Raw genomic sequence first — 24,529 nt, 5'->3', positions numbered from 1 at the left:
CCATGTTGAAAAAGACACGCTATGTACGGCTGCTGCCGCTGCTGGCCGCAATGGTCGCGAGTGGTTGCGTGAATTACGCCGGCATCGACCATCGTCAGCACTTGCTGACTCCCGAGGGGGCACCTTCGGCGTCCCTCGCCGACGCGCGGCTGCCGGCCGCGCCGTGGCCGGCTGACAACTGGTGGCAGCGTTACGGTGATGCCCAGCTGGACGGCCTGGTAGCCAAGGCCTGGAACCACAACCCGGGGCTTCAGGAAGTGCAGGCCAGGGCTGACAAGGCCAATGCCTTGCAGGCGTATTACGACGCGGACCAAGCCCCGCAGCTCGACGCCTCGGGTGGCGTCTCGCGCTCGCGGCTGTCGCGCAGCGAAGATTTCGACGGCCAGGGGAATCGCTACATCACAGTGCGCAGCCTGGGCGTGACGTTCGACTACGACCTCGATCTGTGGGGGGGCAAGCGCAGCGCGTGGGAGGCCTCGGTCAGCCAGGCCAAGGCTGCGGAAGTCGAACTGCAATCAGCGCGTTTGCTGTTGGCAGCCAATGTCGTCAAAGCCTACAACCAGCTGGCTTATGCCTGGGATGTGGTGGACCTGAGCGAACGTGATCTCAAGCGCCTGCGACGCCTGCAGGGACTGACCAGTGATCGCTTCAACAATGGCCTGGACAACAAATCCCAGCTGCAGCGTGTGGATGGTCTGGTAGCGCGCGCCGAAGCAAGCCTGCTGGGTGCTCGCAGCAACATGGAAATCGCCCGCCTGCAGCTTTCGGCCTTGCTCGGCTCAGGGGTCGACGCTGCTCGTGATATCGTGCGGCCCAAGCCGTTGAAAAGCGATGACGCGGCACTGCCTGAAAACCTGCCAGCGGAACTGCTGGGGCGGCGCCCGGATATCGTTGCGGCCCGCTGGCGTGTCGAAGCCCAGACCCGCACGGTGGCCTCGGTCAAGACCCGCTTCTACCCCAACATCAACCTGCGTGCCGCGGGTGGTGTGCATGCCCTGTCCGGCGACAGTTTCAACGACACGGTCAGCCGCTTCTGGAACATCGCGCCGACCGTGACAGTACCGCTGTTCGACGCCGGCCGCCTACGGGCCAGCCTCAAGCAGAGCAATGCCGACCTGGATATGGCAATTGCCAACTACAACGCCACCCTGAACACGGCGTTGCACCAGGTCGCCACGTCGGTGACCGAACTGCAGGCCGTCAACCGGCAGATCGGCCTGCAGCGCACCGCTCGCGATACAGCCCAATCGTCCTTCGACCTGGCCGTGGAACGGTTTGAAATCGGCGAAAACAACTTTCTCGATTCGCTCAACATCGAAGAACAGCTGATCGAGGATGAACTGCGCCTGGCGTTGCTGAGCAGCAAGCAGATCGACTCGGCGGTAGGGCTGGTAACGGCCCTTGGCGGTGGTTATCAACCGGTCGCTTCGAACGTTCAATGAACGCACCTTCCGGCACCTGGGTCAGTCCTGGTGCCGGCTTCACACTTTGAAATAATTGCCCTCACCCGCCCCGCGTGGACGCCAACCTGTTGTTTTAAAAGGTCCTCTGCCTTGAGCATTTATCATTTTCATAGCACGTTCATTCCATCCGGCTCACGAAACCCGCCAAATTGGTATATAGTTCCACACTGCTCGTACTAACAAACTATCCATGTCCCGGCTGCGAGCAGCTATCGACTGATGGCCCAGGGTAATGGGGAGATTGTCATCCTCCTGGGTACTGCCAGGCTCGGATTCTGATTTCCAAGAGCGCGAGATGGAAGCGCGCCTGATCGCTACAGGGGAGTTGCTGGACCGGATGGCAATCGTGCCGCAGGCCAAGGTGGTCCCTGTAAATCAATTGAGGTAATCGCATGTACACTGCCAACCATCCCAGCATTGAACAGATTCGCTTGGAAAACGTCCTGACAGCACTTGGCAATCCGTTGCGCCTGACGGTACTGAAGGTTCTTTCCGATGGTGAAGAGCACCCTTGTGGGCAAATTCTCAAGGGTGCGTCCAAGTCGACCATGACCCACCACTGGCGCGTCTTGCGCGACAGCGGTGTGATCTGGCAACGCCCCTATGGCCGGGAGAACTTGCTGTCGATTCGCCGGGATGACCTGGAAACGCGTTTCCCGGGCCTGCTGACTTCGCTGCTCGAAGCCGTGGCCAATGATCCATATACCGCGCAAGTCATTCGTGACAACGAAATGCGCCTGGAAGAAGCCTGATTCGCATCCCGCTCAACGCCGCAAGGCGCGCGCCCGGTTCAGATAGCCAATTTGAACGGCGCGCTGTCTTGTTGCACAAGTTCCCAGAACTGCGGAACGAAGCATTCTGCAATCAGCAGCGGCTTGCCATTGCGCATGAAGCGTGACCTGCGAGCCAGCAGGCCACGGCTGGGCTGGCCAAGCTGCCGGGCCAGGCGCGACAACGGCGACTCGGCTTGTGGCCGTTGGCACTCGAAAGCTTCCCGATGGATGTCTGGCGAGCTGTACAGCATGCTTCCCAGTGGCTGATCCCCCAGGCCGGCCAGCTCCGGCCAGGCCGGCTGACTGGCCTGCAGAGGGGTGAGGCTGCGTGCGCATACCATGACCTCGCCATCGACGCGCAACGCCACTTCGCGGAGCCATACCGCCTGCCCCTGGGCAATGCCCAAGGCACATGCTTCACCTGGTTCTGCACTAGCTACCGATTGCCCGACCAGGTCCAGGCTGAACTGCCCCAGCGCTTTCAGGCGCAAGGTCAGGGAGCCCGGTGCCGATAGCCAGTGCCGTTGGTCTTCGGAAAGGCCGGGTAGCGGCCTCGAAGTCCAGAGGTCGTCCATAACGCGTACTCCCGATCAACTCAAGCGGTGGGCTGGGCCACGGCAACCCGGTGATAAGCGCGATCAAAATAGATCAGGCCTTCCGGATGCTGGGCACTGGCGATATCCAGGACCTCGCAGTAGAAGATGCTGTGGCTACCGACACTGTGAATTTCGCTGATCCGGCAATCGAAACACACCAGCGCCTCGTCCATCCGCGGTGCGCCGCTAGCGCCGGTAGTCCAGCGAGTGGCGAGAAACCGCTGCTGCATGTCGAGGTTGCGGTCGGCGAACACACTCGACAGGCTTTGCTGATCGCCACGCAGAACGTTTACGCACAGCACACCGTTCTCTTCGAAACTGCTGCGCTGGCGAGACTGCTTGTTCATGCATACCAGAAGCATGGGCGGGGTATCGGTGACACTGCAGACTGCCGAGGCGGTGAAACCGTGTCGGCCACCAGGGCCGTCCGTGCTGATGATCGATACGGCGCCGCCGAGTCGCGCCATGGCATTTCTGTAAGTGGCAACATCCATTGTTGATACGCTCCAGTGTTTGGGGGTAGCTATCCGTGCGAAAAAACCTTTGGCAATCATGAATGTGCGCCATTTCCGACTGTTTGTAAGCCAGGGTTGACGAACCCTGGAGGCTGGCGCGTATCATTGATTGTACGGATGTATTAGTACAATTCAAGTCTTTTTGTGTTGCAGTTCGGTTAATGCCTGGCCAGCCCGCGCGCTACAAGGTTTGCCGGCTCCAGGTTTACTTGAATGGACATGACGGAACACGGCGCGCAACCGCTCGGGTTACGGCCCCATCCGCTGTGAGAATGGAGAGGTAGATATGAGTGGTCGAGGAAGACCTCGGGAGTTTGATCGTCATCAGGCGCTGGTCCAGGCCATGTTGTTGTTCTGGGACAAAGGATACGACGGGACATCGCTGAACGAGCTGATGACCGCCATGAAGATCAAGTCTCCCAGTCTCTACGCCGCCTTCGGCTCCAAGGAGGACCTGTTTCTCGAAGCCCTGGAGCTCTACTGGTCGACGGTTGGCGAGGAAATCTGGAGCGAGCTGTACAAGCATGAACGGGCGCAAGATTCGATCCAGGCCGTGTTGCTGGCAACGGCGAGAATCCTGACCCGGGAAGATCGCCCCCACGGTTGCTTCGTTACCCAGACCGACCTGAAGTCGCCGTTGCCCAATCTTCGGGTGGGGCTGAAAGTGCTGCGCTGCAAGCCGTTCGAAATGCTCAAGAATCGCCTGCGCCTTGGCCAGGCCAGTCGCGAGATCGGCCCACATGTCGATTGCGAGAGCCTGGCCCATTACTACGGCATCGTCCAGCGCGGCATGGCAATGGTGGCACGCGACGGTTCGCCACGCGACACACTGGAAAAAGTGGCAAGTCATGCGATGGACACCTGGGACAAGATCGTCCCCTATCCGACCGCGTACTGACGCCTGCTAGGCCAGCACTTGGCCATCATTTCCCGTATATTTTCTTTGATACCGGCCACCCCCTGTGGCCGGTCTCATTCTGGCGCGCCTGCGCCTACCCATACTGGTTGTCCTACAAATCCTGCATTTTTTAACGATTTTGAAACCTTTTTAGTGCGCATTTCTGGCCGGCAATTTTTTTAACAGGCAACACAGAAAACGTATTGCTTAGCCAATATGTCTGTACTAGGATGTGCGAACAGTACGAAATGACTAGTACATTAATTCTGTTCGGCGGCCGCTTGCTCCCCCGCGCATTCAGGATGGCCGCTGACAGGAAGCAGCAATAGGACACAGACGTACGCTCTCGCTCAGGTAATGGCGGGTGCAGAAGCTGTACACGCAAGGAGTGTGTGATGCAGACGACATGGCTTGTCGAAACAGGGACGCTTGTCTCACCCGATAGCAGCATTGGCGATGCAACCTGGGTCCGCGCCGGCAACCGGCTGCAAACCGTGGTACTCGGGCAAGGCTGCTTCATCGGCTTCAACTGCCAGCTAGAACACCTGGACGTGGCTGATCGCGGCATGCTGGCCACAGGGGTCATTGCACGGGGTAGCTACGAACACCCGATCCATATCGGCCAAGGTGCCTGGATCGGCGCTCGGGCAACGCTTGCACCAGGCGTTCGCATTGGCGCCGGTGCTGTGGTAGCCGCAGGGGCGCTGGTCACCGGGCACGTCGAGCAGGACTGCATCGTCGTTGGCCGGCCCGCCCGGGTCATCGCCCGCCGCCAGTTAAATGAAGATGGCTGGCCAGACCCCGCTCCCGTCCTGCAGAAAGTACTGAAGCGCCAGCGTGACGGGTTGCCCTCCTTTCTCGATCCCGAATCCTGCACGCTGAACCGTATCCACCAGCTCAATCCGCAACTTGATGGCTGGCATTTCGGCGAGCGCTCACTCATCGACGCCGAGCTCTCCGGTGGCCCTGCGGTACAGGTTGGCATGGACTGCATATTGATCGGCCGCAGCAGCCGCCATGGAGGCATTCACGAGTTCGGTGGCATCACGCTTGGCCAGCGGACAGTGCTCGGGCGCGGGGTGGTCATCGAAGGTGCCGGCGGTGTCAGCATTGGCGACGAAAGCCGGCTCGGCGATCAGGTCACCGTGGTGTCCTCATCCCATGATCATCGGTTTCGGTCACTGCCCTGGCAGGCCGCGCCGATCCGTATCGGCAAGCGTTGCGACATCGGCACCGGCGCTCTGATCGTCGGTCCCGTTTCCCTCGGCGATGGCGTGAGGGTGGAACCCTACGCCGTCGTTATCCGCGATGTACCCGCAAATTCTGTCGTTAAAGGCGTCATTCAACTCAAAGAGGAAGTCGCATGATCCTGTTCGCCCCCGCCCCTACCGGTTCTGGTCATAACATGCGCGTGCTGTCGATTGGACGGGCCCTGCGCAATTACAACCCGGACCTCGAAATGAAGGTCGCCCTGGCCTCGTTGCAGGATGTGTTCACCCCGATGTTCGAAAGCTCCGGCATTGACGTAATCGATGTTGCCGGACAACTGATGGACTATTCGAAAAAGAGCAATCTGTCGCGTCAGCTCGACTGGGGTAGCTACATCGCCGGTTACATTTCCAACACCTTCCTGTCCAGTGAACGCATGCTGGCATACCTGGCGATCATCGAAGAACACAAGCCTCGGGTCGTCATCTCCGACTTCAACATGGCGGCCTGCCTGGCAGCCATCTTCAGTCGCACGCCCTTTGTGTTCGTCACTGAGCGGTACGACTTCACCCTGTGCCAACTGACCGACCAAGACCTCAGCGAAGGCGGTTTCGAACTCAATGCCGAAGATCTCAAGCGTGCACGCACCGCCTTGCACAAGCAGTTCTCATGGATGATCGAGCAGAGCCAGCTGGTGCTCACCGACAAACCGTACATTCCTGAAATGGATAACGGCACACCGGTGGCCAGCGCGCTGATGGATGGCAAGGCGCACTTTGTCGGCCCGATGATTCGTGATTTCACCCAGACCAACGCTTCCACTGTGCGGGCCGACCTCGGCCTGGGTGACGGGCCGTTCATCGTCGCGTCCATCAGCGGCACCACCATGTTCGCCGAGAGCAAGCAGAACTTGCTCAACGCCTACCTGGAAGCATTCGAACAGCTGCGCACCGTGCGCCCCGAGCTGAAGATGGTGCTGTTGGGCCGCCAGGACATCGCCCCGCGGGAGGGCCTCGTCAGCGTGCCTTACTACCCCGACTGGATGGGTTTGCTGCGTGAGGCCAGCCTGCTGGTATCGGCGCCAGGCTGGATCACGGTCACCGAAATCGCTGCACTGCACATTCCGACCCTGTTCGTGCTGCCGTCGAAATCCGAGTACCACGAGGCCGAAGCCCTCGACCGCCTGGCACGCCTCGGCTTCCCGACCTATCTCGGTTGCGAGGCCACAGCCATTGCCGGGCTGATCGATGCCGAACTGGACAAGGACACTGATGCCCCGAGCTATTTCGGCGCTCACCAGCGCGTTGCCGCCCCTGACGGGCTTGGCGCGCAGCGGGCCGCCAGCCGCATCCTCAGCCTGACGCACTAAGCGGAAACATCCACAGCATTTTCAAAGGAGGGTGCCCATGCACAGCACCTCATCTGCCTTCTTGGCTGAAGCCTTGATGGATAAGGAAGCAGGTGGCTTTCTCGCCATCACAGATGCGACCGGCGCATTGCGTATCAGCAGTGATAAACGCCTGGAGGACCAGGTGGCTGCCACCCTGTTCTTCGCTCAGCACGGCGATACCTGGCAGGCCGAGTTCGCGCTGGCCGGGTTGCTCGAACTGCACGATGCCGAGCACCAGGGGTTTACCGAGCTCAGCGACCGGCAATGGAACGCCCACGGCTCCGGGCGGTGCAGGACCCTGGCCTTGCAGTTCGACGCCTTGCGGGCACTGCTGGAGTTCCGCCGCCAGCGACATGACAGCGCACAGCTGCAGCAGGTCAGCGAAGGCATTCTGCAGCGCTTGCAGCAGGTGTACGACGGCCATCTGCTCGGTGGTGTCCTGGCCAGCGACTGGGGGACAGTGATCGATAGCCACATGCCGATCGAGCTGGACATTGCCGCAGTGAACCTGTTGTGCAGCCTGTGCATCTGCAAAACCGAAGACCCTCTGCCTGCACACTTGCAGCAGCATGTCTGGAAGCTTGAAGACGAAGTGCGTGCCGAGCTCAAGGGCCTGGGGGCAGGCACCCTGCGCCAGACGGCCAGCCGCGCCCGAGCTGCCTCGGCACTGGCACGCTGGGCACGGGGCAACAGCCACCAGGAAATGCTGCAACTGGCCTGCATGCTGCTCGATGACACCTTCGAGCGTCTGCACGACGACACCTATGGCGGTTACTGGGACCGTATCCGCTACGACCAGCGCGTCGGTGCTGACTGGCTGACTTCATTCAAGCGCAACGAGTCACCGTTCCCGATCAAGACCAGCCTGGATGTGGCGTTGCTGCTCGAGGCCCTGGAACTGGCGAAGCCGCGTGAAAGCCAGCAACGGCGCGAGCAATTGCTGAAGGCGATGACAGATTTCCATGACAGCCGCCACGGTGGTTTCTTCCTCGGAAAAGGCTATTTCTGGTCGACGCCGGTCGATCCGACCGTACCGTTCATTCGTCAGTTCTGGGCACCACCCCGTCAGCTGGGTGTGTTCCACATCGGCAACCTGTCGTATCTGCCGCTGCATATCAAGAGCCTGGAGGGGCAACTGGCCTGCCTTGGCGCATTGCACAAGCAGGTTGCGAATCTGCCGCCGGCAGCCGCACCGCAGGAAGTGGACCTCGGCACCCTGCGCAGGGTGAACAACCGCAGCCGACTGGAGCAGCCGCATCTTGGCCCATTGCCGGAGCTGAAGGTGAACTTGCCGGCTTACTTCCAATGGCTGCGCCAAGCGCGAGCGTCACTGGCGGTACCGTACGGGCTGACCGCAGAAATGGCGCCGCAGGGCTTCCGCGCTGACCGTTGCTGGCAGGTCTTCTCCGCCTTGCACGTGATTTCCGACTTGTACGCACTGAAAGCGGACATCGACGACAAGGCCAGCCTGATCGCTTGCATCCAGGCATCGCAGAACGCAGACGGTGGTTTCGCCGAACAGCCCGGGCAGCTCAGTGATGTGTTCGCCACCTATTGCGCGGTGATTTCCCTGCGCCTGTTGGGCAGCGAGCCGCTGTCGAAGCCAGCCTGCGTGGCCTACCTGCAGCGCTGCCAGCAGGACGATGGCGGCTTCGGCAATGTACCGGGCTACCAGTCGGATATCTGGCACAGCAACCTGGCTGCACTGTCGTTGCATGTCCTGGGCGCGGAAGCGACCAGGCCGCAAGCGCTGCTGGGCTTCATTCTCGCTTGCCGCCACAGCGACGGTGGTTTCGCCAACCGACCCGGCAACCCGCCGGACACATTCTCCACCTACCGCGCCCTGTCCTTGCTGCACGCCCTGGATCACGAACTGGTCGACGCCACCAGCACCGTGGCCTGGCTGCAAGGGCTGCAACAACCGCATGGGGCCTTCCTCTACCGCCCAGGCAAGGCTGTCAGCCTGGTCGGCAGCTACATGGCGATTGCCGCCTTGTACCTGCTCGATGCGCGCCCAAGGGACCTGCAGGGCATCGAGACCTGGATCTCACGGCATCAGAAGGAAGATGGCGGATTCGGGCCGCTGAACACGACTTCGGCCACCACCGATGAGAGCTTCACCTGCATCCAGTCGCTGCTGATTCTCCAGGGGGCGCTCAGCAAGTACTGGGTTGCGCTGGTCAACTGAGCCTGCGAACGGATTCGTAACAATCATTACAGGAGTGCTTGCGTGAACATCTTGATTACTGGCGGCGCGGGCTTCATCGGCTCCGCCGTGGTTCGTCACCTGATCGAACATACCGATTGCCATGTGGCCAACGTCGATGCGCTGACCTATGCCGGCAACCTCGAGTCGTTGGCCAGCATTGCCAGCTCCGAGCGCTATCGTTTCTACCAGGCCGACATCTGCGACAAAGCCCAGCTGCAGCGGATTTTCAATGATTTCCAGCCCCAGGCTGTGATGCACCTGGCAGCAGAATCGCATGTCGACCGCTCCATCGAGGGGCCCGAGGCATTCGTGCGGACCAACGTGCTCGGAACAGCAACATTGCTGGAAGTCACGCGTGCCTACTGGAACGGCCTGCAGCCCGACGCCCGCCTGGCGTTCCGCTTCCACCACATTTCCACCGACGAGGTGTTCGGTGACCTGGAAGGCACCGACGACTACTTCACCGAGGACACCCCCTACGCGCCCAGCTCGCCCTACTCGGCGAGCAAGGCTGGCAGCGACCACCTGGTCCGCGCCTGGGGACGCACTTACGGTTTGCCGGTGCTGGTGACCAATTGCTCGAACAACTACGGCCCCTGCCATTTTCCCGAGAAGCTGATCCCTCACATCATCCTCAACGCCCTGCACGGCAAACCGCTTCCGGTATATGGCAACGGCGCGCAGGTCCGCGACTGGTTGCACGTCGAGGACCACGCCCGTGCCTTGTATACCGTCCTGACCCGGGGCGTGGTGGGCCAGACCTACAACATCGGCGGCCATAACGAGCGACGCAACCTGGATGTGGTACTGGGCATCTGCGCCCTGCTGGAAGAGCTGCACCCCGACAAGCCGGAGGGCGTAAAAGCCTACAGCGACCTGATCGAGTTTGTCCGCGACCGCCCGGGGCACGACCAGCGCTATGCAATCGACGCCGGCAAGATCGCCGACGAGCTGGGCTGGGTGCCACAGGAAACCTTCGAGACCGGTCTGCGCAAAACCGTCCAGTGGTACCTGGAAAACCGCGGCTGGTGGCAACGGGTGCTCAATGGCGCCTACCGCCTGGAGCGCCTCGGAAGCGCTGCCTGATTCTTCACATCTCACTCATGTTTCAAGGGAGCTGTTTCATGAACCAGACCAAGTACAAAGGCATCCTGCTGGCCGGTGGATCGGGCACACGCTTGCATCCGATAACCCTGGGAGTGTCCAAGCAATCCTTGCCGATCTACGACAAGCCGATGATCTACTACCCACTGTCCGTACTGATGCTCGCCGGCATCAACGAGATACTGGTGATCTCCACACCCAACGACTTGCCGGGCTTCCAGCGCATGCTGGGCGACGGTAGCCAGTTCGGCGTCAAGATCAGTTATGCCGAGCAACCTACACCAGACGGGCTGGCCCAGGCGTTCATCATCGGCAAGGAGTTCGTCGGCGACGACAATGTGTGCCTGGTGCTGGGCGACAACATATTCTATGGCAGCCAGTTCGGTAGCACCTTGCGCCAGGCGGCCAGCCGCGAGCATGGCGCGACCGTGTTCGGTTATTACGTGGCCGAGCCGCAACACTTCGGTGTCGTCGAGTTCGACAAGAACGGCAAGGCCATCAGCATCGAGGAGAAGCCCCGGGTACCGAAGTCCAACTACGCGGTGACCGGCCTGTACTTCTACGACAACAAGGTCCTGGAGATCGCAGCACAGGTCAAACCGTCGGCTCGTGGCGAACTTGAAATCACCGACATCAACAATGCCTACCTGGAACAGGGCACACTGAACGTCAACGTACTTGGCCGTGGCTTCGCATGGCTCGACACGGGTACCCATGAGTCGTTGCTCGAGGCCGGCAACTTCGTCCAGGCCATCGAAAGCCGCCAGGGGCTCAAAGTGGCATGCCTGGAGGAAATTGCGTTCCAGAACGGCTGGATCAACCAGGCTCAACTGCTGGCACGCGCTGCGGCACTGAAAAAGACCAGCTATGGGCAATACCTGGCATCCATCGCCGTTGCTGCCGACCCAGGCGTGCTGACAGCGTTGACCGCGTGATCTTTCACGCCGGATAGTAGCATTTTGACTACACCTGCATTAGCCTCTGGCCACGGTTGCATACGGCACCGTTGGCCGGAGTGCCAGCTTTTGCGAAAGGGATTTTCTTCTGTGTCTGCCTCTGTTGTTACTGACCCACGCGCAAGCGTGGGCGCTGATTCCTGGCTGTCTACCTGGACGGCCCCGGCTCAACCTGCCTGGGGGGCCGAATTACCGTTTCCAACCCAGCTCCCGGAACTGGCCGGCCACTGTACCGTACGCCAGCCCATGCGCATCAGTCGGGGTGGCAAAGCCGTACGTCTGGTGTTCTCCAATGAGTATGGCGACAGCCCGCTGGTGCTCGGGCGCTGCCGGTTGTCGCTGCAGGCACACGGGCGTCCCGGTGCCTGGGGCGACATCACATTTTCCGGGCAATCATCGACAACCCTGGCCGCTGGCCAGCGCCTGCACAGTGACCCGCTCGAGCTGGCGATCCCCGACCTTGCCGACCTGATGGTCACGGTCCATCTGCCAGCAGCCACCTCTCTCAGGACATTTCACTGGGACCCCCGTCAAACGGGCAGCATCGAACCTGGCGATCGTACCGGCAATGACTTCGCCCTGCCCGATGCCCAGCCCTTGAATGTGCGAATACTGGTCCATGCCGTCGAGGTCCAGAGTGAAGGCATGGCGTTGGCAGTGATCGGTGATTCGCTGGTAAATGGCCATGGCCTGGAAAAGAACACGCATGGGTGCTGGAGCGATCTGTTGGCCAGACACCTGGCCCCGCATGGGGTGGCCTTGATCAATGCCGGGCAATCCGGGGGACGGCTTCTGCGCGACCGGCTCGGCATCAGTGTACTGGGCCGTTTCGAGCGCGATGTGCTGCGCCAGCCCGGGGTTGCACTGGCGGTCGTTCAGGTGGGTTTGAATGACCTGGGCTGGGCAGACTCGGTGGTGGACCCAGGATCTTGCCTGCCAAGCTACGAAGCCCAGATCGACGCCTACACCTGGCTGATCGAGGCGGCCCATGCACGGGGAATCCGCCTGCTCGGCATGACCCTGAGCCCGTTCGAAGGCGCGTTCGCCGGCACGCCATTCGCTGCGTTCCATCAACCAGAGAAGGAATGCCTGCGCCAGCGTCTGAATCGCTGGATCCGCGAAGAAAGCGGGTTTGACGCCGTGCTCGATATCGATGCGCTTGTACGTGATCCGCAGCACCCAGGGCGGCTGCTCGGCAGCTACGACTCGGGCGACCATCTGCATCCGGGTGCAGAAGGAAGCAAGGCCATTGTGCAGTGGCTGCTGGAGCAGCCAGCACTGAAGGGCCTGGTCACACACATTCAATGACGTATTGATTTCATTACAGCGTACGCATATCGATACACCTGTAATCGAGGTGCGGCTGTGCAAGGGTTTGATCCTCAAACCCTTTTACTTCCAACACCTGCTGTAGCGTTTTCATTCCACGCAACTGGCGCACCGTTTCCAGCTATTTAATAACTCATTGATTAATAAGCCATTTTCAAGATTGGCCGCATTATTGCTATGGGAATCGCAACCCAAGAGCGCGGAGCCACCGCGCCCAACGCCCCTGCTTCCCGAGGATTCCCCATGAGCGAGTTGCGTTTCACTGAAGACCACGAATGGCTGCGCGTCGAAGCCGATGGCAGCGTTACCGTGGGCATCACCGCCTACGCCCAGAACGCCCTTGGCGACGTGGTTTTCGTGCAACTGCCAGAGTTGCAGCAGTATGAGAAAGGCAGCGAAGCGTCCACCGTCGAGTCGGTCAAGGCCGCCAGCGGCGTGTACATGCCGCTGACCGGCGAGGTGGTGCAGGTCAACGACCAGCTCGAAGACAGCCCGGAACTGGTCAACGAAGACCCGCTGGGTGAAGGCTGGTTCTTCCGCTTCGTCCCTGCCGATGCCAGCGCCGTCTCCGCCCTGCTCGACCAGGACGCCTACGACCGCCTGATCAAAGCCAACGACGACGCCTGAGGAACCCCGCCATGACCATCAACCTCGGCACCGCCAACGAATTCATCGCCCGCCACATCGGCCCGCGCACCGCTGACGAGCAGGCCATGCTGGCCGCCCTCGGCTTCGACTCGCTGGAAGCCATGACCGCCGCGGTCATTCCCGACAGCATCAAGGGCACCAGCGTGCTGGGCGCGCACGACGGCCAGAGCGAAGCCGACGCGCTTGCCGCGCTCAAGGCCATCGCCGGCAAGAACCAGCTGTTCAAGAGCTACATCGGCCAGGGCTACTACAACACCCACACGCCGGCGCCGATCCTGCGCAACCTGCTGGAAAACCCGGCCTGGTACACCGCCTACACCCCCTACCAGCCAGAAATCTCCCAGGGCCGCCTGGAAGCGCTGCTGAACTTCCAGACCCTGATCAGCGACCTCACCGGCCTGCCGATCGCCAACGCCTCGCTGCTCGACGAAGCCACCGCCGCGGCCGAAGCCATGACCTTCTGCAAGCGCCTGTCGAAGAACAAGGCCAGCCACGCCTTCTTCGCCTCGGTGCACTGCCACCCGCAAACCCTCGACGTGCTGCGCACCCGTGCCGAGCCGCTGGGTATCGAGATCGTGGTCGGCGACGAGCGCGAGCTGGGTGATGTCAGCGCGTTCTTCGGCGCCCTGCTGCAATACCCGGCCAGCAATGGTGAAGTGTTCGACTACCGCGAGGTGGTGCAGCGCTTCCACGCGGCCAACGCCCTGGTCGCCGTGGCCGCCGACCTGCTGGCCCTGACCCTGCTGACCCCGCCGGGCGAGTTCGACGCCGACGTGGCCATCGGCAGCGCCCAGCGCTTCGGCGTGCCACTGGGCTTCGGCGGCCCGCATGCGGCCTACTTCGCCACCCGCGATGCGTTCAAGCGCGACATGCCGGGCCGCCTGGTCGGCGTGTCGATCGACCGCTTCGGCAAGACCGCCCTGCGCCTGGCCATGCAGACCCGCGAGCAGCATATCCGCCGCGAAAAGGCCACCAGCAACATCTGCACCGCCCAGGTGCTGCTGGCCAACATCGCCAGCATGTTCGCCGTGTACCACGGCCCGGCCGGCCTCAAGCGCATTGCCGAACGCACCCATGCGCTGACCGCAATTCTCGCCGCCGGCCTGAAGGCACTGGGCCTTCAGGTAGTCGGCAGCAGCGCCTTCGATACCCTGACCCTGGCCACCGGCAACGCCACCGCCCGCCTGCATGAACAGGCCCGCGCCCAAGGCATCAACCTGCGCCAGATCGACGCCGAGCACCTCGGCCTGTCGCTTGACGAAACCAGCAGCCAGGCCGATGTCGAAGCCCTGTGGCAGCTGCTCGGTGGCGACCAGGCGCAGCCAGACTTCAACGCCCTGGCCAGCAGCACCGGCTCGCTGCTGCCTGCAGCGCTGCTGCGCCAGTCAGCCATCCTCCAGCACCCGGTGTTCAACCGCTACCACAGCGAAACCGAGCTAATGCGCTACCTGCGCCGCCTGGCCGACAAGGACCTGGCGCTGGACCGCAGCATGATCCCGCTGGGCTCGTGCACCATGAAACTCAACGCCGCCAGCGAAATGATCCCGGTCACCTGGGCCGAGTTCGGCAACCTGCACCCGTTCGCCCCGGCCGAGCAGAGCCAGGGCTACCTGCAGATGATCAGCGAACTGGAGGCCATGCTGTGCGCCGCCACCGGCTATGACGCCGTGTCGCTGCAGCCCAACGCCGGCTCCCAGGGCGAGTATGCAGGCCTGCTGGCCATCCGCGCCTACCACCGCAGCCGTGGCGAAGGCCACCGCGACATCTGCCTGATTCCGTCGTCGGCCCACGGCACCAACCCGGCCACTGCGCACATGGCCGGTATGCGCGTTGTGGTCACCGCCTGTGACGCCCGCGGCAACGTCGACGTCGAGGACCTGCGCGCCAAGGCCATCGAGCACCGCGAGCGCCTGGCCGCGATCATGATCACCTACCCATCGACCCACGGCGTGTTCGAGGAGGCGATCGGCGAAATTTGCGCGATCATTCACGACAATGGCGGCCAGGTGTACATCGACGGTGCCAACATGAACGCCATGGTCGGCCTGTGCGCCCCGGGCAAGTTCGGCGGCGACGTGTCCCACCTGAACCTGCACAAGACCTTCTGCATTCCGCACGGTGGCGGTGGCCCGGGCGTCGGCCCGATCGGCGTCAAGTCGCACCTGGCACCGTTCCTGCCCGGCCACGCGCAGCTGGAAAACACCGAGGGCGCAGTGTGTGCCGCACCGTTCGGCAGCGCCAGCATCCTGCCGATCACCTGGATGTACATTCGCATGATGGGCGGTGCCGGCCTCAAGCGTGCCTCGCAGATGGCGATCCTCAATGCCAACTACATCGCTCGCCGCCTGGAAGAGCACTATCCTGTTCTGTACACCGGCGGCAATGGCCTGGTGGCCCACGAGTGCATCCTCGACCTGCGCCCGCTGAAGGACACCAGCGGCATCAGCGTCGACGATGTGGCCAAGCGCCTGATCGACTTCGGCTTCCACGCCCCGACCATGTCCTTCCCGGTGGCCGGCACGTTGATGATCGAACCGACCGAAAGCGAGTCCAAGGAAGAACTGGACCGCTTCTGCGACGCGATGATCCAGATCCGCGAAGAAATCCGCGCGGTCGAGAACGGCAGCCTGGACAAGGACGACAACCCGCTGAAGAACGCGCCGCACACGGCGGCCGAGCTGGTTGGCGAATGGGCCCACGGCTACAGCCGCGAGCAGGCGGTGTACCCGCTGCCGAGCCTGGTGGAAGGCAAGTACTGGCCGCCGGTCGGTCGGGTCGACAACGTGTTCGGCGACCGCAACCTGGTTTGCGCCTGCCCGTCGATCGAGAGCTATCAGGACGCCTGAGGCGGCTGGTAGCAAAGCTGGGGCCGCTTTGCGGCCCCAGCATCTTCAGGAGGACCCAGCATGTCACTCAGCGTCTTCGACCTGTTCAAGATCGGCATCGGCCCCTCCAGCTCCCACACGGTCGGCCCGATGCGCGCCGCTGCGCGGTTCGCCGAGGGGCTGCGGCGTGATGGCCTGCTTGCCCGTACCGCCAGCGTCAAGGCCGAGCTGTATGGCTCGCTCGGCGCCACCGGCAAGGGCCATGGCAGCGACAAGGCCGTGCTGCTGGGCCTTGAAGGCGAACACCCCGACAGTGTCGATACCGACACCATTCCCGCCCGCCTGCAGACGATCCGCGACAGCGGCCGCATCAGCCTGCTCGGCGAGCACAGCATCGCGTTCATCGAAAAGCAGCACCTGGCGATGATCCGCAAACCACTGGACTACCACCCAAACGGCATGATTTTCCGCGCCTTCGACGAGGCCGGGCTGCAGATCCGCAGCCGTGAGTATTACTCGGTGGGGGGTGGTTTCGTGGTCGACGAGGATGCTGCCGGCCACGACCGCATCGTCGAAGACAGCACGCCATTGCCCTACCCGTTCAAGACCGCCAGGGAACTGCTCGGCCATTGCACTGCGCAAAACCTGTCGATAAGCCAGGTGATGCTGGCCAACGAGGCTGCCTGGCGTCCGGAGGCGGAAACCCGTGCCGGCCTGCTGCGCATCTGGCAGGTGATGCAGGGTTGCGTTGACGCCGGCTGCCGGCATGAAGGCATCCTGCCGGGCGGGCTGAAGGTCAAGCGCCGGGCACCGGCGCTGTACCGCCAGCTGAGCGGCCATCCGGAAGCCAGCCTGCGCGATGCCCTGTCGGTACTCGACTGGGTCAACCTCTACGCCTTGGCCGTGAACGAGGAAAACGCCAACGGCGGGCGCGTAGTCACCGCGCCGACCAATGGCGCGGCAGGCATCGTGCCGGCGGTGTTGCACTACTACATGCGCTTTGTGCCTGGCGCCAGCGAAGACGGGGTGGTGCGCTTCCTGCTCACCGCCGCGGCCATCGGCATCCTGTACAAGGAAAACGCCTCCATCTCCGGCGCCGAAGTGGGCTGCCAGGGCGAGGTCGGCGTGGCCTGCTCGATGGCCGCCGGGGCGCTGTGCGAGGTGATGGGTGGCAGCGTGCAACAAGTGGAAAACGCCGCCGAAATCGGCATGGAACACAACCTGGGCCTGACCTGCGACCCGATCGGCGGGCTGGTCCAGGTGCCTTGTATCGAGCGCAACGCCATGGGCTCGGTGAAGGCGATCAATGCGGTGCGCATGGCCCTGCGCGGCGACGGGCAGCACTACGTGTCGCTCGACAAGGTGATCCGCACCATGCGCCAGACCGGCGCCGACATGAAAAGCAAATACAAAGAGACCGCCCGCGGCGGCCTGGCCGTCAACATCATCGAATGTTGACCCGACAACTACAGCAAGGAGTCACCGATGTCCGAAACACTGCTCAAGACCCCGCTGCACGCCCTGCACCTGGAACTGGGTGCGCGCATGGTGCCGTTCGCCGGCTACGACATGCCGGTGCAGTACCCGCTGGGCGTGCTCAAGGAACACCTGCACACCCGCGAGCAGGCCGGCCTGTTCGATGTCTCGCACATGGGCCAGATCACCCTGCGCGGCAGCGACGCTGCAAAGGCCCTGGAAAGCCTGGTGCCGGTGGACATCATCGACCTGCCGGTGGGCATGCAGCGCTATGCCATGTTCACCAATGAGCAGGGCGGCATCCTCGACGACCTGATGGTCGCCAACCTGGGCAACGACACGTTGTTCCTGGTCGTCAACGCGGCCTGCAAGGACCAGGACCTGGCCCACCTGCAAGCGCATATCGGTGGCCGCTGCGAGGTGCAAGCGCTGTTCGAGGAGCGCGCCCTGCTGGCCCTGCAAGGCCCGGCCGCAGTCGAGGTGCTGGCGCGCCTGGCCCCGGAAGTAGCCAGCATGACCTTCATGCAGTTCCGCGCAGTAAAGTTGCTGGGTGAAGACTGCTACGTCAGCCGCTCGGGTTACACCGGCGAAGACGGCTACGAGATTTCGGTACCGGCACACGCCGCCGAAGCCTTGGCCCGCCACCTGCTGGCCGAGCCGCAAGTGCAGCCGATCGGCCTGGGCGCGCGCGACTCGTTGCGCCTGGAAGCTGGCCTGTGCCTGTACGGCCACGACATGAACAGCGAAACCACTCCGGTCGAAGCCAGCCTGCTGTGGGCCATTTCCAAGGTACGCCGTGCCGATGGCGCGCGTGCCGGCGGCTTCCCTGGCGCCGAGGCCATCTTCGCCCAGCAGCGCGACGGCGTAGTGCGCAAACGCGTAGGCCTGTTGCCGCAGGAGCGTACGCCGGTACGCGAGGGCGCCGATATTGTCGATGCAAACGACAAACCGGTCGGTAAAGTCTGCAGTGGTGGCTTTGGCCCGTCGCTCAACGCACCTGTGGCGATGGGTTATATCGACAGTGAACAGGCAGCAATCGACACAGCGCTGTTTGCCATGGTGCGTGGCAAGAAGGTGGCCCTTAAAGTCAGCAAAATGCCTTTTGTGACGCAACGTTACTATCGGGGCTGAAACCGTTTTGTGAAGCGTGCGGGCAGGTTCGACTTATTCGATTTCGAACCTCCTCAATAACTTTTGAACATGGCGCCAGGCCAGGCGCCATGCCGTTTCCGACAAAACGGTCGGTTATCGGCAGACGGCCGATTTTCCATACGACCAAGGGCTTGTTTTTCGCTCGGGAGTTGGCGTAGAGTCACTGCACTGTGTTTGCATGGGTCGCAACAGTTCGTGACCTGGGCCAGTAGCCGCAATCTGCTACAACCCGTTTGACGTCTCTTACTTTCCTGCAACCCAGCCCAGTAATCTTTTGCTGCCAATTTATTGCAAAAGAAACTGTCATCAAAATTCAAGCTTCATAGGAAATAAGACAATGGCTGAGCGTCAGAACGGTACCGTCAAGTGGTTCAATGACGAAAAAGGTTACGGCTTCATCACCCCAGAAAGCGGTCCGGATCTGTTCGTGCACTTCCGCGCTATCGAAGGCAACGGCTTCAAGAGCCTGAAAGAAGGCCAGAAGGTTTCCTTCGAAGCCGTTCAAGGCCAGAAAGGCATGCAAGCCGACAAGGTTCAGGTCATCGCCTAAGCGACTACCGGACACGCGAAAGCCCCTGCCCTGTGCAGGGGCTTTTTTTTGCCCGTAGAATAGCCGCTTCGTTTTCTGGAGCCGCCCTGAATGTCCAAGCCTCTGCTCGTACCCCAAGGGGATTTCCCGCCTGTCGGCCTGGGCCGGCGCCTGGCGGCGATGTTCTACGACTTTCTCTTGTGCACGGCGCTGCTGATCGTGACCGCGGGTGCCTACAAGATGATCCAGATGGCGATCATCGGCGAAGCACGCATGCGCGAGCTGACCGAGGCCGGTGCACTGGATGGCGACCCGCTGCTGTCGACGGTACTGCTGTTCGCCCTGTTCGGCTTTTTCGCCAAGTTCTGGACCCACGGCGGGCAGACCCTGGGCATGCAGGTGTGGGGGGTGCGAGTGCAGAATGCCGACGGCACGGCCATCAGCCTGTGGCAGGCGCTGTTGCGCTTCGTGGTGTCGATCGCTTCGTGGCTGTGCCTGGGGCTGGGTTTTTTCTGGGCGCTGATCGACAAGCGCAAGCGCGGCTGGCATGACATCTATTCGGAAAGCCAGCTGGTGCGGGTGCCGAAGCAGAAGCAGGTCCGCTAAACGCCCATCAAAAAGCCGACCCTGAGGTCGGCTTTCTGGTGCAGCTCAGGCCATCAACCGGCCCGGCGCAACAACCACATCCCTGCCAACGCACAGATGCCGGCCGGAATCACCACCGCCAACAGCGGCGGGAAGCCGAACACCTGGCTCGATGGCCCCAGCAGGTCCTGGGCGATGCGGAACACGAAGCCCACCAGCACACCGGTGAACACCCTCTGGCCAAGGGTTACCGAACGCAGCGGGCCGAAGATGAAAGAGATCGCCATCAGCACCAGCGCCGCGGTCACCATCGGTTGCAGCACCTTGGTCCAGAACGCCAGCCAGTACCGGGCGTTGTTCAGGCCCTGGTCGGACAAGTAGTGGATGTAATCCCACAGGCCGGTAATCGACAGCGACTCAGGGGCCAGGATCACGGTATTGAGCAACTGCGGGGTGAGCGAAACGTCCCAGCGCTCCTGTGGCGTATTCACCACTTCGGTGTGGTCGCCACGGAAGAACGTGGTGCGCACGTCGGCGAGCAGCCAGTGGTCATCCTGGTACTGGGCACGGCGAGCGAAACTCGAGGTGACGATCTTGCGTTCGCTGTCGAAGCGGTAGCGGGTCACGCCCAGCAGCAGACCGTTGGGTTGCACCGCGTTGATGTGCACGAACTCGTCACCCTGGCGGTGCCACATGCCGCGCTTGGAGCTTTGCGCCTCACCGCCACCCTGGGCCAGCGAACGGTCGGCCTGGGCCTTGTTCTCGGTTACCGGTGCCACGTATTCACCGATCAGCAGGCCGACCAGCATCAGCACCAGCATCGGCTTCATCACTGCCCAGACGATGCGGCCGATCGATACCCCTGCCGCACGCATGATGGTCAGTTCGCTGCTGCTGGCCAGGCTGCCCAAGCCGATCAGGCAACCGATCAGGGCCGCCATCGGCAACATTTCGTACAGACGCCGTGGCGCGGTCAGCAGGACGAAATTGCCCGCCTCCATCACCGTGTAGGTATCGCTCAAGTCGCTCATCTCATCGATGAAGGCGAACAACGAGGCCAGGCCAAGAATGATCCCGAGCACGGCGAGGATCGCCAGCAGCACGCTCTGGCCGATGTAGCGGTCGAGCTTAACCATGGGCCAACCCCGCACGGCGTGCGGCGCGCTTGAGGCGCAGCGGTTCCCAGTACATCAGGCCCAGGCCGATCAGCAGGAACAGGCCGTGGACCCACCACATGCCCAGGGCGATTGGCAGTTTGCCCTTCTCGAGGGCGCCGCGTACGGAAATCAGCATTGTCAGATAGGCCATGTACAGAAGAATTGCCGGCAGCAGCTTGAGGAAGCGGCCCTGGCGCGGGTTGACCCGGGACAGCGGTACCGCCAGCAGGGTGACGACGAACACCAGGATGGGCAGCGACAACCGCCATTGCAGCTCGGCACGCTCACGCAGGCCCTTCTTGCCGATCAGTTCGGAGGTAGGAATGGCTTCGCGCTCGGTCACTTCCTCGCTGACTTCCGGCTTGGGCAGCAGCACGCCGTAGGTATCGTACTTGATGGCGCGGTAGTCGGCCTGGCCCGGGTTGCCGTCGTAACGGTAGCCGTTTTCCAGCACCAGGTAACGGTTGCCGTCGGCCTGGATTTCCTGGTGACCGCGTTCGGCGACCAGCACCGACGGCGCGCGGTCCTTGGTCTTGTCCTGGTTGAAGCGCTTCTCGGAGATGAACACCCCGGCCAGGTTGATACGGTCGTCAGACAGCTGTTCGGTGTAGGTCACCCGCGAGCCGTCGCGCAGTGTCTGGAAGCGGCCCGGCACCAGGGTATCGAATTCGGTCAGGGCATCTTGCTGGCTGATGATCTGCTGCACCTGGGCGACGCCCAGTGGCGCCAGGCTCAGGCTCAGCCAGGCCACCAGCAGGGCGACCAGGGCGGCCGGTGCCATGGTCAGGCCGAGCAGGCGCTGCTGGCTCATGCCGGTGGCCGAGAGCACGGTCATCTCGCTTTCCAGGTACAGGCGCCCGTACGCCAGGAGAATGCCGAGGAACAGGCCCAGTGGCAGAATCAGCTGGAGGAACCCCGGCAGACGGAAGCCCATGATCAGGAACAGCACGCTCGGGTCGAGCACGCCCTGGGCAGCCTGGGCCAGGTACTTGATGAAGCGCCCGCTCATGATGATCACCAGCAGCACGGCGCTGACGGCGCTCAAGGTCACCAGGACCTCGCGGGACAGATAACGAAAGACGATCAAACCAGACACTCCTGGGTTGTCAGGGCGGACTGCCAAGCAATGGCGCCAGACAATGACTTAGTACATCCAAGACCAATGCCGGTTCGCCAAAGGCGAACCTCCATGTAAAGTGCGCGCATTATCCTGTGATTGAACGCCCCTGTCACTTCGCCGCGCATGAAGGCATACAACGGGGTTGTCAGCACACTCGCCGCAGGCTCAAACTGGACGCTTTTCCGCTGGCGCGCGATGACGCAGCCCGGCCCGTCCAGAGCGCTGGAACACACAGCGCCAAGCGTATCGATCATTCGGGGATCCTGACATGGAACTGGTTGTAAAAAGCGTAGCTGCTGCATCCGTAAAAACCGCCACCCTGGTCATTCCGGTGGGTGAAAACCGCAAGCTCGGCGCCGTGGCCAAGGCCGTCGACCAGGCCAGCGAAGGCGCCATCAGTGCCGTGCTCAAGCGTGGCGACCTGGCCGGCAAGCCGGGCCAGACCCTGCTGCTGCAGAGCATCCCCGGCCTGAAGGCCGAACGTGTGCTGCTGGTCGGCAGCGGCAAGGACGAAGCCCTGGGCGACCGCGCCTGGCGCAAGCTGGTCAGCAGCGTCGCCGCTGTACTCAAGGGCCTGAACGGCAGCGATGCGGTGCTGGCCCTGGATGACATTGCGGTCAGCAACCGCGATGCCCACTACGGCAAGTACCGCCTGCTGGCTGAAACCCTGCTCGACGGCGAGTACACGTTCGACCGTTTCAAGAGCCAGAAGGCCGAGCCGCGCGCCCTGAAAAAGGTCACCCTGTTGGCCGACAAGGCCGGCCAGGCCGACGTCGAACGCGCAGTCAGGCACGCCAGCGCCATCGCCACCGGCATGGCCTTCACCCGCGACCTCGGCAACCTGCCGCCCAACCTGTGCCACCCAAGCTTCCTCGCCGAACAGGCCAAGGACCTGGGCAAGGCGCACAAGGGGCTGAAGGTCGAGGTACTGGACGAGAAGAAGATCAAGGACCTGGGCATGGGCGCGTTCTACGCCGTCGGCCAGGGCAGCGAGCAGCCACCACGCCTGATCGTGCTCAACTACCAGGGCGGCAAGAAAGCCGACAAGCCGTTCGTGCTGGTGGGCAAGGGCATCACCTTCGACACTGGCGGCATCAGCCTCAAGCCCGGTGCCGGGATGGACGAGATGAAGTACGACATGTGCGGCGCCGCCAGCGTGCTAGGCACCCTGCGTGCGGTGCTCGAACTGCAGCTGCCGATCAACCTGGTGTGCCTGCTGGCCTGCGCCGAAAACATGCCGAGCGGCGGCGCCACCCGCCCGGGTGACATCGTCACCACGATGAGCGGTCAGACCGTGGAAATCCTCAACACCGACGCCGAAGGCCGCCTGGTGCTGTGCGACACCCTGACCTACGCCGAACGCTTCAAGCCGCAGGCGGTGATCGACATCGCCACCCTCACCGGCGCCTGCATCGTCGCCCTGGGCAGCCACACCTCCGGCCTGATGGGCAACAATGACGACCTGGTCGGCCAGTTGCTCGACGCCGGCAAGCGTGCCGACGACCGCGCCTGGCAGTTGCCGCTGTTCGATGAGTATCAGGAGCAGTTGGACAGCCCGTTCGCCGACATGGGCAACATCGGCGGGCCGAAAGCCGGCACCATCACCGCCGGTTGCTTCCTGTCGCGCTTCGCCAAGGCCTACGACTGGGCGCACCTGGACATCGCCGGCACGGCCTGGGTCAGCGGTGGCAAGGACAAGGGCGCCACCGGTCGCCCGGTACCGCTGCTGACCCAGTACCTGCTGGACCGCGCTGGCGCCTGACGCCGGGCAGCCGGTGGCGCCTTGCGCGCCATCGGCCGGCGATACCACCATGAGCAAAGTCGACTTCTACATTCTGCCCACCGATTCGCTGCCGGCGCGCCTGGAGTTCGCCTGCAAGCTGTGTGAAAAGGCCTGGCGCCTTGGCCACCGGGTCTACCTGCATTGCCAGGATGCCGATCAGCGTGACCAGCTGGACCAACGTCTGTGGCGCTTCAAGGGCGAGGCCTTCGTGCCCCACGACCTGGCAGAGCTGCACGCCGACGCGCGCGTGGCCCTGGGCCTGGCCGACGATGCCGGCGACCATCGCGACCTGCTGATCAACCTGAGCACCGGTGTGCCGGGTTTCGTGGGCCAGTTCGAGCGGGTGGCCGAGATCGTCGTCGAGGAACCTGGCATCCGCCAATCGGCACGTGAGCGATTCCGTTTCTACCGTGAACAGGGCTATGCTCTGCAAGACCACCGCTTACAGCGACTTTGACGACGATGGACAAACCCTCCCCGCTACCCGATTCCGCTCATCTGCTCGATGACCTCGAGTCGATCCGCCAGTTGCTTGGCGATGCCGACCTGCAACCGCCGCTGCTGACCGAGACAGTCGAGCAGATCCCCCTGCTGCTGGAAGCAGCGCCCGACACCACCGCACCCGCTGCCGAAGCGGTCGAACCCGAGGCCGTGGACGACCCGCAGACGCGGCGCCAGGACACCCTGCTGCACCTCGAAAGCGAGCTGCGTGCGGCGGCGCAGATGATCATGCAGGATGTGATCAACGACTTTACCCCACATATCGAGAACGAGATCAAACGCCGCCTGGATGCGCGGATCGAGCGGTTGAT

Annotated in this window: 23 protein-coding genes; 18 read left to right on the top strand and 5 right to left on the bottom strand. The window is 62.6% G+C overall.

The genetic code is table 11. From position 1 onward, the window contains the following. Positions 1-2 precede the first annotated feature (2 nt). Both QSV36_RS20870 and QSV36_RS20865 read left to right on the top strand, forming a co-directional pair. On the top strand, positions 3-1,442 hold the full coding sequence (locus QSV36_RS20870; RefSeq protein ID WP_289134025.1) for an efflux transporter outer membrane subunit: 1,440 nt from the start codon (positions 3-5) through the stop codon (positions 1,440-1,442). A 413-nt stretch (positions 1,443-1,855) separates the two neighbouring features. Continuing rightward, positions 1,856-2,215 carry an ArsR/SmtB family transcription factor gene (locus QSV36_RS20865; protein ID WP_289134023.1) on the top strand — a complete coding sequence of 120 codons (360 nt, stop codon included), beginning with the start codon at positions 1,856-1,858 and terminating at the stop codon, positions 2,213-2,215. 38 nt (positions 2,216-2,253) lie between these two features. Here the strand turns inward: QSV36_RS20865 and QSV36_RS20860 are convergent, their stop codons facing one another. Continuing rightward, the gene (locus QSV36_RS20860; protein ID WP_289134021.1) at positions 2,254-2,811 is read right to left on the bottom strand and encodes a chorismate--pyruvate lyase family protein; all 558 of its coding nucleotides are present in this window, start codon (positions 2,809-2,811) and stop codon (positions 2,254-2,256) included. A 20-nt stretch (positions 2,812-2,831) separates the two neighbouring features. After that, positions 2,832-3,299 carry a flavin reductase gene (locus QSV36_RS20855; RefSeq protein ID WP_502945706.1) on the bottom strand — a complete coding sequence of 156 codons (468 nt, stop codon included), beginning with the start codon at positions 3,297-3,299 and terminating at the stop codon, positions 2,832-2,834. 334 nt (positions 3,300-3,633) lie between these two features. Here QSV36_RS20855 and QSV36_RS20850 point away from each other — a divergent pair, with 334 nt between their 5' ends. From QSV36_RS20850 to QSV36_RS20790, 13 genes are all read left to right on the top strand, one after another. Further along, positions 3,634-4,245, top strand: a complete 612-nt coding sequence (locus QSV36_RS20850) for a TetR/AcrR family transcriptional regulator (protein ID WP_289134017.1) — start codon at positions 3,634-3,636, stop codon at positions 4,243-4,245. Positions 4,246-4,640: 395 nt separating this feature from the next. Further along, positions 4,641-5,612 carry a DapH/DapD/GlmU-related protein gene (locus QSV36_RS20845; protein ID WP_289134016.1) on the top strand — a complete coding sequence of 324 codons (972 nt, stop codon included), beginning with the start codon at positions 4,641-4,643 and terminating at the stop codon, positions 5,610-5,612. Next, complete coding sequence (locus QSV36_RS20840; protein WP_289134014.1) at positions 5,609-6,823, top strand: glycosyltransferase family protein; 1,215 nt, start codon at positions 5,609-5,611, stop codon at positions 6,821-6,823. Before QSV36_RS20845 ends, QSV36_RS20840 begins: the two co-directional genes overlap by 4 nt. 76 nt (positions 6,824-6,899) lie before the next feature. Further along, the gene (locus tag QSV36_RS20835) at positions 6,900-9,032 is read left to right on the top strand and encodes a prenyltransferase/squalene oxidase repeat-containing protein (RefSeq protein WP_289134012.1); all 2,133 of its coding nucleotides are present in this window, start codon (positions 6,900-6,902) and stop codon (positions 9,030-9,032) included. Positions 9,033-9,074: 42 nt separating this feature from the next. Further along, a complete protein-coding gene (rfbB, locus tag QSV36_RS20830) occupies positions 9,075-10,139 on the top strand; it encodes a dTDP-glucose 4,6-dehydratase (protein WP_289134010.1) in 1,065 nt (354 codons plus the stop codon). 38 nt (positions 10,140-10,177) lie between these two features. After that, positions 10,178-11,092, top strand: coding sequence for a glucose-1-phosphate thymidylyltransferase RfbA (gene rfbA / locus QSV36_RS20825; protein WP_289134008.1), 915 nt, complete (start codon positions 10,178-10,180; stop codon positions 11,090-11,092). Positions 11,093-11,359: 267 nt separating this feature from the next. Next, entirely contained in the window at positions 11,360-12,421 is a 1,062-nt protein-coding gene (locus tag QSV36_RS20820; RefSeq protein WP_289134006.1) for an SGNH/GDSL hydrolase family protein, read from the top strand. 264 nt (positions 12,422-12,685) lie between these two features. Further along, positions 12,686-13,069 (top strand): glycine cleavage system protein GcvH, encoded by a 384-nt coding sequence (gene gcvH / locus QSV36_RS20815; protein WP_289134005.1) that lies wholly within the window; start codon positions 12,686-12,688, stop codon positions 13,067-13,069. Positions 13,070-13,080: 11 nt separating this feature from the next. Beyond that, positions 13,081-15,936, top strand: coding sequence for an aminomethyl-transferring glycine dehydrogenase (gcvP, locus tag QSV36_RS20810; RefSeq protein ID WP_289134003.1), 2,856 nt, complete (start codon positions 13,081-13,083; stop codon positions 15,934-15,936). Positions 15,937-15,996: 60 nt separating this feature from the next. Further along, complete coding sequence (locus QSV36_RS20805) at positions 15,997-17,373, top strand: L-serine ammonia-lyase (protein WP_289134001.1); 1,377 nt, start codon at positions 15,997-15,999, stop codon at positions 17,371-17,373. A 27-nt stretch (positions 17,374-17,400) separates the two neighbouring features. Next, positions 17,401-18,522, top strand: coding sequence for a glycine cleavage system aminomethyltransferase GcvT (gene gcvT / locus QSV36_RS20800; RefSeq protein ID WP_289133999.1), 1,122 nt, complete (start codon positions 17,401-17,403; stop codon positions 18,520-18,522). A gap of 358 nt (positions 18,523-18,880) precedes the next feature. After that, positions 18,881-19,093, top strand: coding sequence for a cold-shock protein (locus QSV36_RS20795; RefSeq protein WP_043210709.1), 213 nt, complete (start codon positions 18,881-18,883; stop codon positions 19,091-19,093). A gap of 90 nt (positions 19,094-19,183) precedes the next feature. Next, positions 19,184-19,678: an RDD family protein gene (locus QSV36_RS20790; RefSeq protein WP_289133996.1), complete on the top strand. Its 495-nt coding sequence runs from the start codon at positions 19,184-19,186 to the stop codon at positions 19,676-19,678. A 53-nt stretch (positions 19,679-19,731) separates the two neighbouring features. On the opposite strand, the gene lptG is transcribed toward QSV36_RS20790, so the two are convergent. The 3 genes from lptG to QSV36_RS20775 are packed head-to-tail and all read right to left on the bottom strand — an operon-like array spanning position 19,732 to position 22,188. Next, complete coding sequence (gene lptG, locus QSV36_RS20785; protein ID WP_289133994.1) at positions 19,732-20,793, bottom strand: LPS export ABC transporter permease LptG; 1,062 nt, start codon at positions 20,791-20,793, stop codon at positions 19,732-19,734. Then, entirely contained in the window at positions 20,786-21,901 is a 1,116-nt protein-coding gene (gene lptF, locus QSV36_RS20780) for an LPS export ABC transporter permease LptF (protein WP_289133993.1), read from the bottom strand. Before lptF ends, lptG begins: the two co-directional genes overlap by 8 nt. Then, positions 21,898-22,188 carry a hypothetical protein gene (locus tag QSV36_RS20775; RefSeq protein ID WP_289133991.1) on the bottom strand — a complete coding sequence of 97 codons (291 nt, stop codon included), beginning with the start codon at positions 22,186-22,188 and terminating at the stop codon, positions 21,898-21,900. The genes lptF and QSV36_RS20775 overlap by 4 nt, the downstream gene beginning before the upstream one ends. A gap of 14 nt (positions 22,189-22,202) precedes the next feature. Here QSV36_RS20775 and QSV36_RS20770 point away from each other — a divergent pair, with 14 nt between their 5' ends. The 3 genes from QSV36_RS20770 to QSV36_RS20760 all read left to right on the top strand — a co-directional run. Beyond that, a complete protein-coding gene (locus tag QSV36_RS20770; RefSeq protein ID WP_289133989.1) occupies positions 22,203-23,696 on the top strand; it encodes a leucyl aminopeptidase in 1,494 nt (497 codons plus the stop codon). Between the two features lie 49 nt (positions 23,697-23,745). After that, entirely contained in the window at positions 23,746-24,174 is a 429-nt protein-coding gene (locus tag QSV36_RS20765; RefSeq protein WP_289133987.1) for a DNA polymerase III subunit chi, read from the top strand. 5 nt (positions 24,175-24,179) lie between these two features. Beyond that, the coding region (locus QSV36_RS20760) for a DNA polymerase III subunit chi (protein ID WP_289133985.1) at positions 24,180-24,529 on the top strand (350 nt) is incomplete at its 3' end.

Source organism: Pseudomonas sp. BCRC 81390 (genome assembly GCF_030341915.1).
Taxonomy (GTDB): domain Bacteria; phylum Pseudomonadota; class Gammaproteobacteria; order Pseudomonadales; family Pseudomonadaceae; genus Aquipseudomonas.
This window is presented reverse-complemented; position numbering and strand designations above follow the sequence as displayed.

Coding starts and splice junctions, on each gene's coding strand:
- QSV36_RS20870 (WP_289134025.1), top strand. CDS start 3: ATGTTGAAAAAGACACGCTATGTACGGCTGCTGCCGCTGCTGGCCGCA.
- QSV36_RS20865 (WP_289134023.1), top strand. CDS start 1,856: ATGTACACTGCCAACCATCCCAGCATTGAACAGATTCGCTTGGAAAAC.
- QSV36_RS20860 (WP_289134021.1), bottom strand. CDS start 2,811: ATGGACGACCTCTGGACTTCGAGGCCGCTACCCGGCCTTTCCGAAGAC.
- QSV36_RS20855 (WP_502945706.1), bottom strand. CDS start 3,299: ATGGCGCGACTCGGCGGCGCCGTATCGATCATCAGCACGGACGGCCCT.
- QSV36_RS20850 (WP_289134017.1), top strand. CDS start 3,634: ATGAGTGGTCGAGGAAGACCTCGGGAGTTTGATCGTCATCAGGCGCTG.
- QSV36_RS20845 (WP_289134016.1), top strand. CDS start 4,641: ATGCAGACGACATGGCTTGTCGAAACAGGGACGCTTGTCTCACCCGAT.
- QSV36_RS20840 (WP_289134014.1), top strand. CDS start 5,609: ATGATCCTGTTCGCCCCCGCCCCTACCGGTTCTGGTCATAACATGCGC.
- QSV36_RS20835 (WP_289134012.1), top strand. CDS start 6,900: ATGGATAAGGAAGCAGGTGGCTTTCTCGCCATCACAGATGCGACCGGC.
- rfbA (WP_289134008.1), top strand. CDS start 10,178: ATGAACCAGACCAAGTACAAAGGCATCCTGCTGGCCGGTGGATCGGGC.
- QSV36_RS20820 (WP_289134006.1), top strand. CDS start 11,360: ATGCGCATCAGTCGGGGTGGCAAAGCCGTACGTCTGGTGTTCTCCAAT.
- gcvH (WP_289134005.1), top strand. CDS start 12,686: ATGAGCGAGTTGCGTTTCACTGAAGACCACGAATGGCTGCGCGTCGAA.
- gcvP (WP_289134003.1), top strand. CDS start 13,081: ATGACCATCAACCTCGGCACCGCCAACGAATTCATCGCCCGCCACATC.
- QSV36_RS20805 (WP_289134001.1), top strand. CDS start 15,997: ATGTCACTCAGCGTCTTCGACCTGTTCAAGATCGGCATCGGCCCCTCC.
- gcvT (WP_289133999.1), top strand. CDS start 17,401: ATGTCCGAAACACTGCTCAAGACCCCGCTGCACGCCCTGCACCTGGAA.
- QSV36_RS20795 (WP_043210709.1), top strand. CDS start 18,881: ATGGCTGAGCGTCAGAACGGTACCGTCAAGTGGTTCAATGACGAAAAA.
- QSV36_RS20790 (WP_289133996.1), top strand. CDS start 19,184: ATGTCCAAGCCTCTGCTCGTACCCCAAGGGGATTTCCCGCCTGTCGGC.
- lptG (WP_289133994.1), bottom strand. CDS start 20,793: ATGGTTAAGCTCGACCGCTACATCGGCCAGAGCGTGCTGCTGGCGATC.
- QSV36_RS20775 (WP_289133991.1), bottom strand. CDS start 22,188: ATGATCGATACGCTTGGCGCTGTGTGTTCCAGCGCTCTGGACGGGCCG.
- QSV36_RS20770 (WP_289133989.1), top strand. CDS start 22,203: ATGGAACTGGTTGTAAAAAGCGTAGCTGCTGCATCCGTAAAAACCGCC.
- QSV36_RS20765 (WP_289133987.1), top strand. CDS start 23,746: ATGAGCAAAGTCGACTTCTACATTCTGCCCACCGATTCGCTGCCGGCG.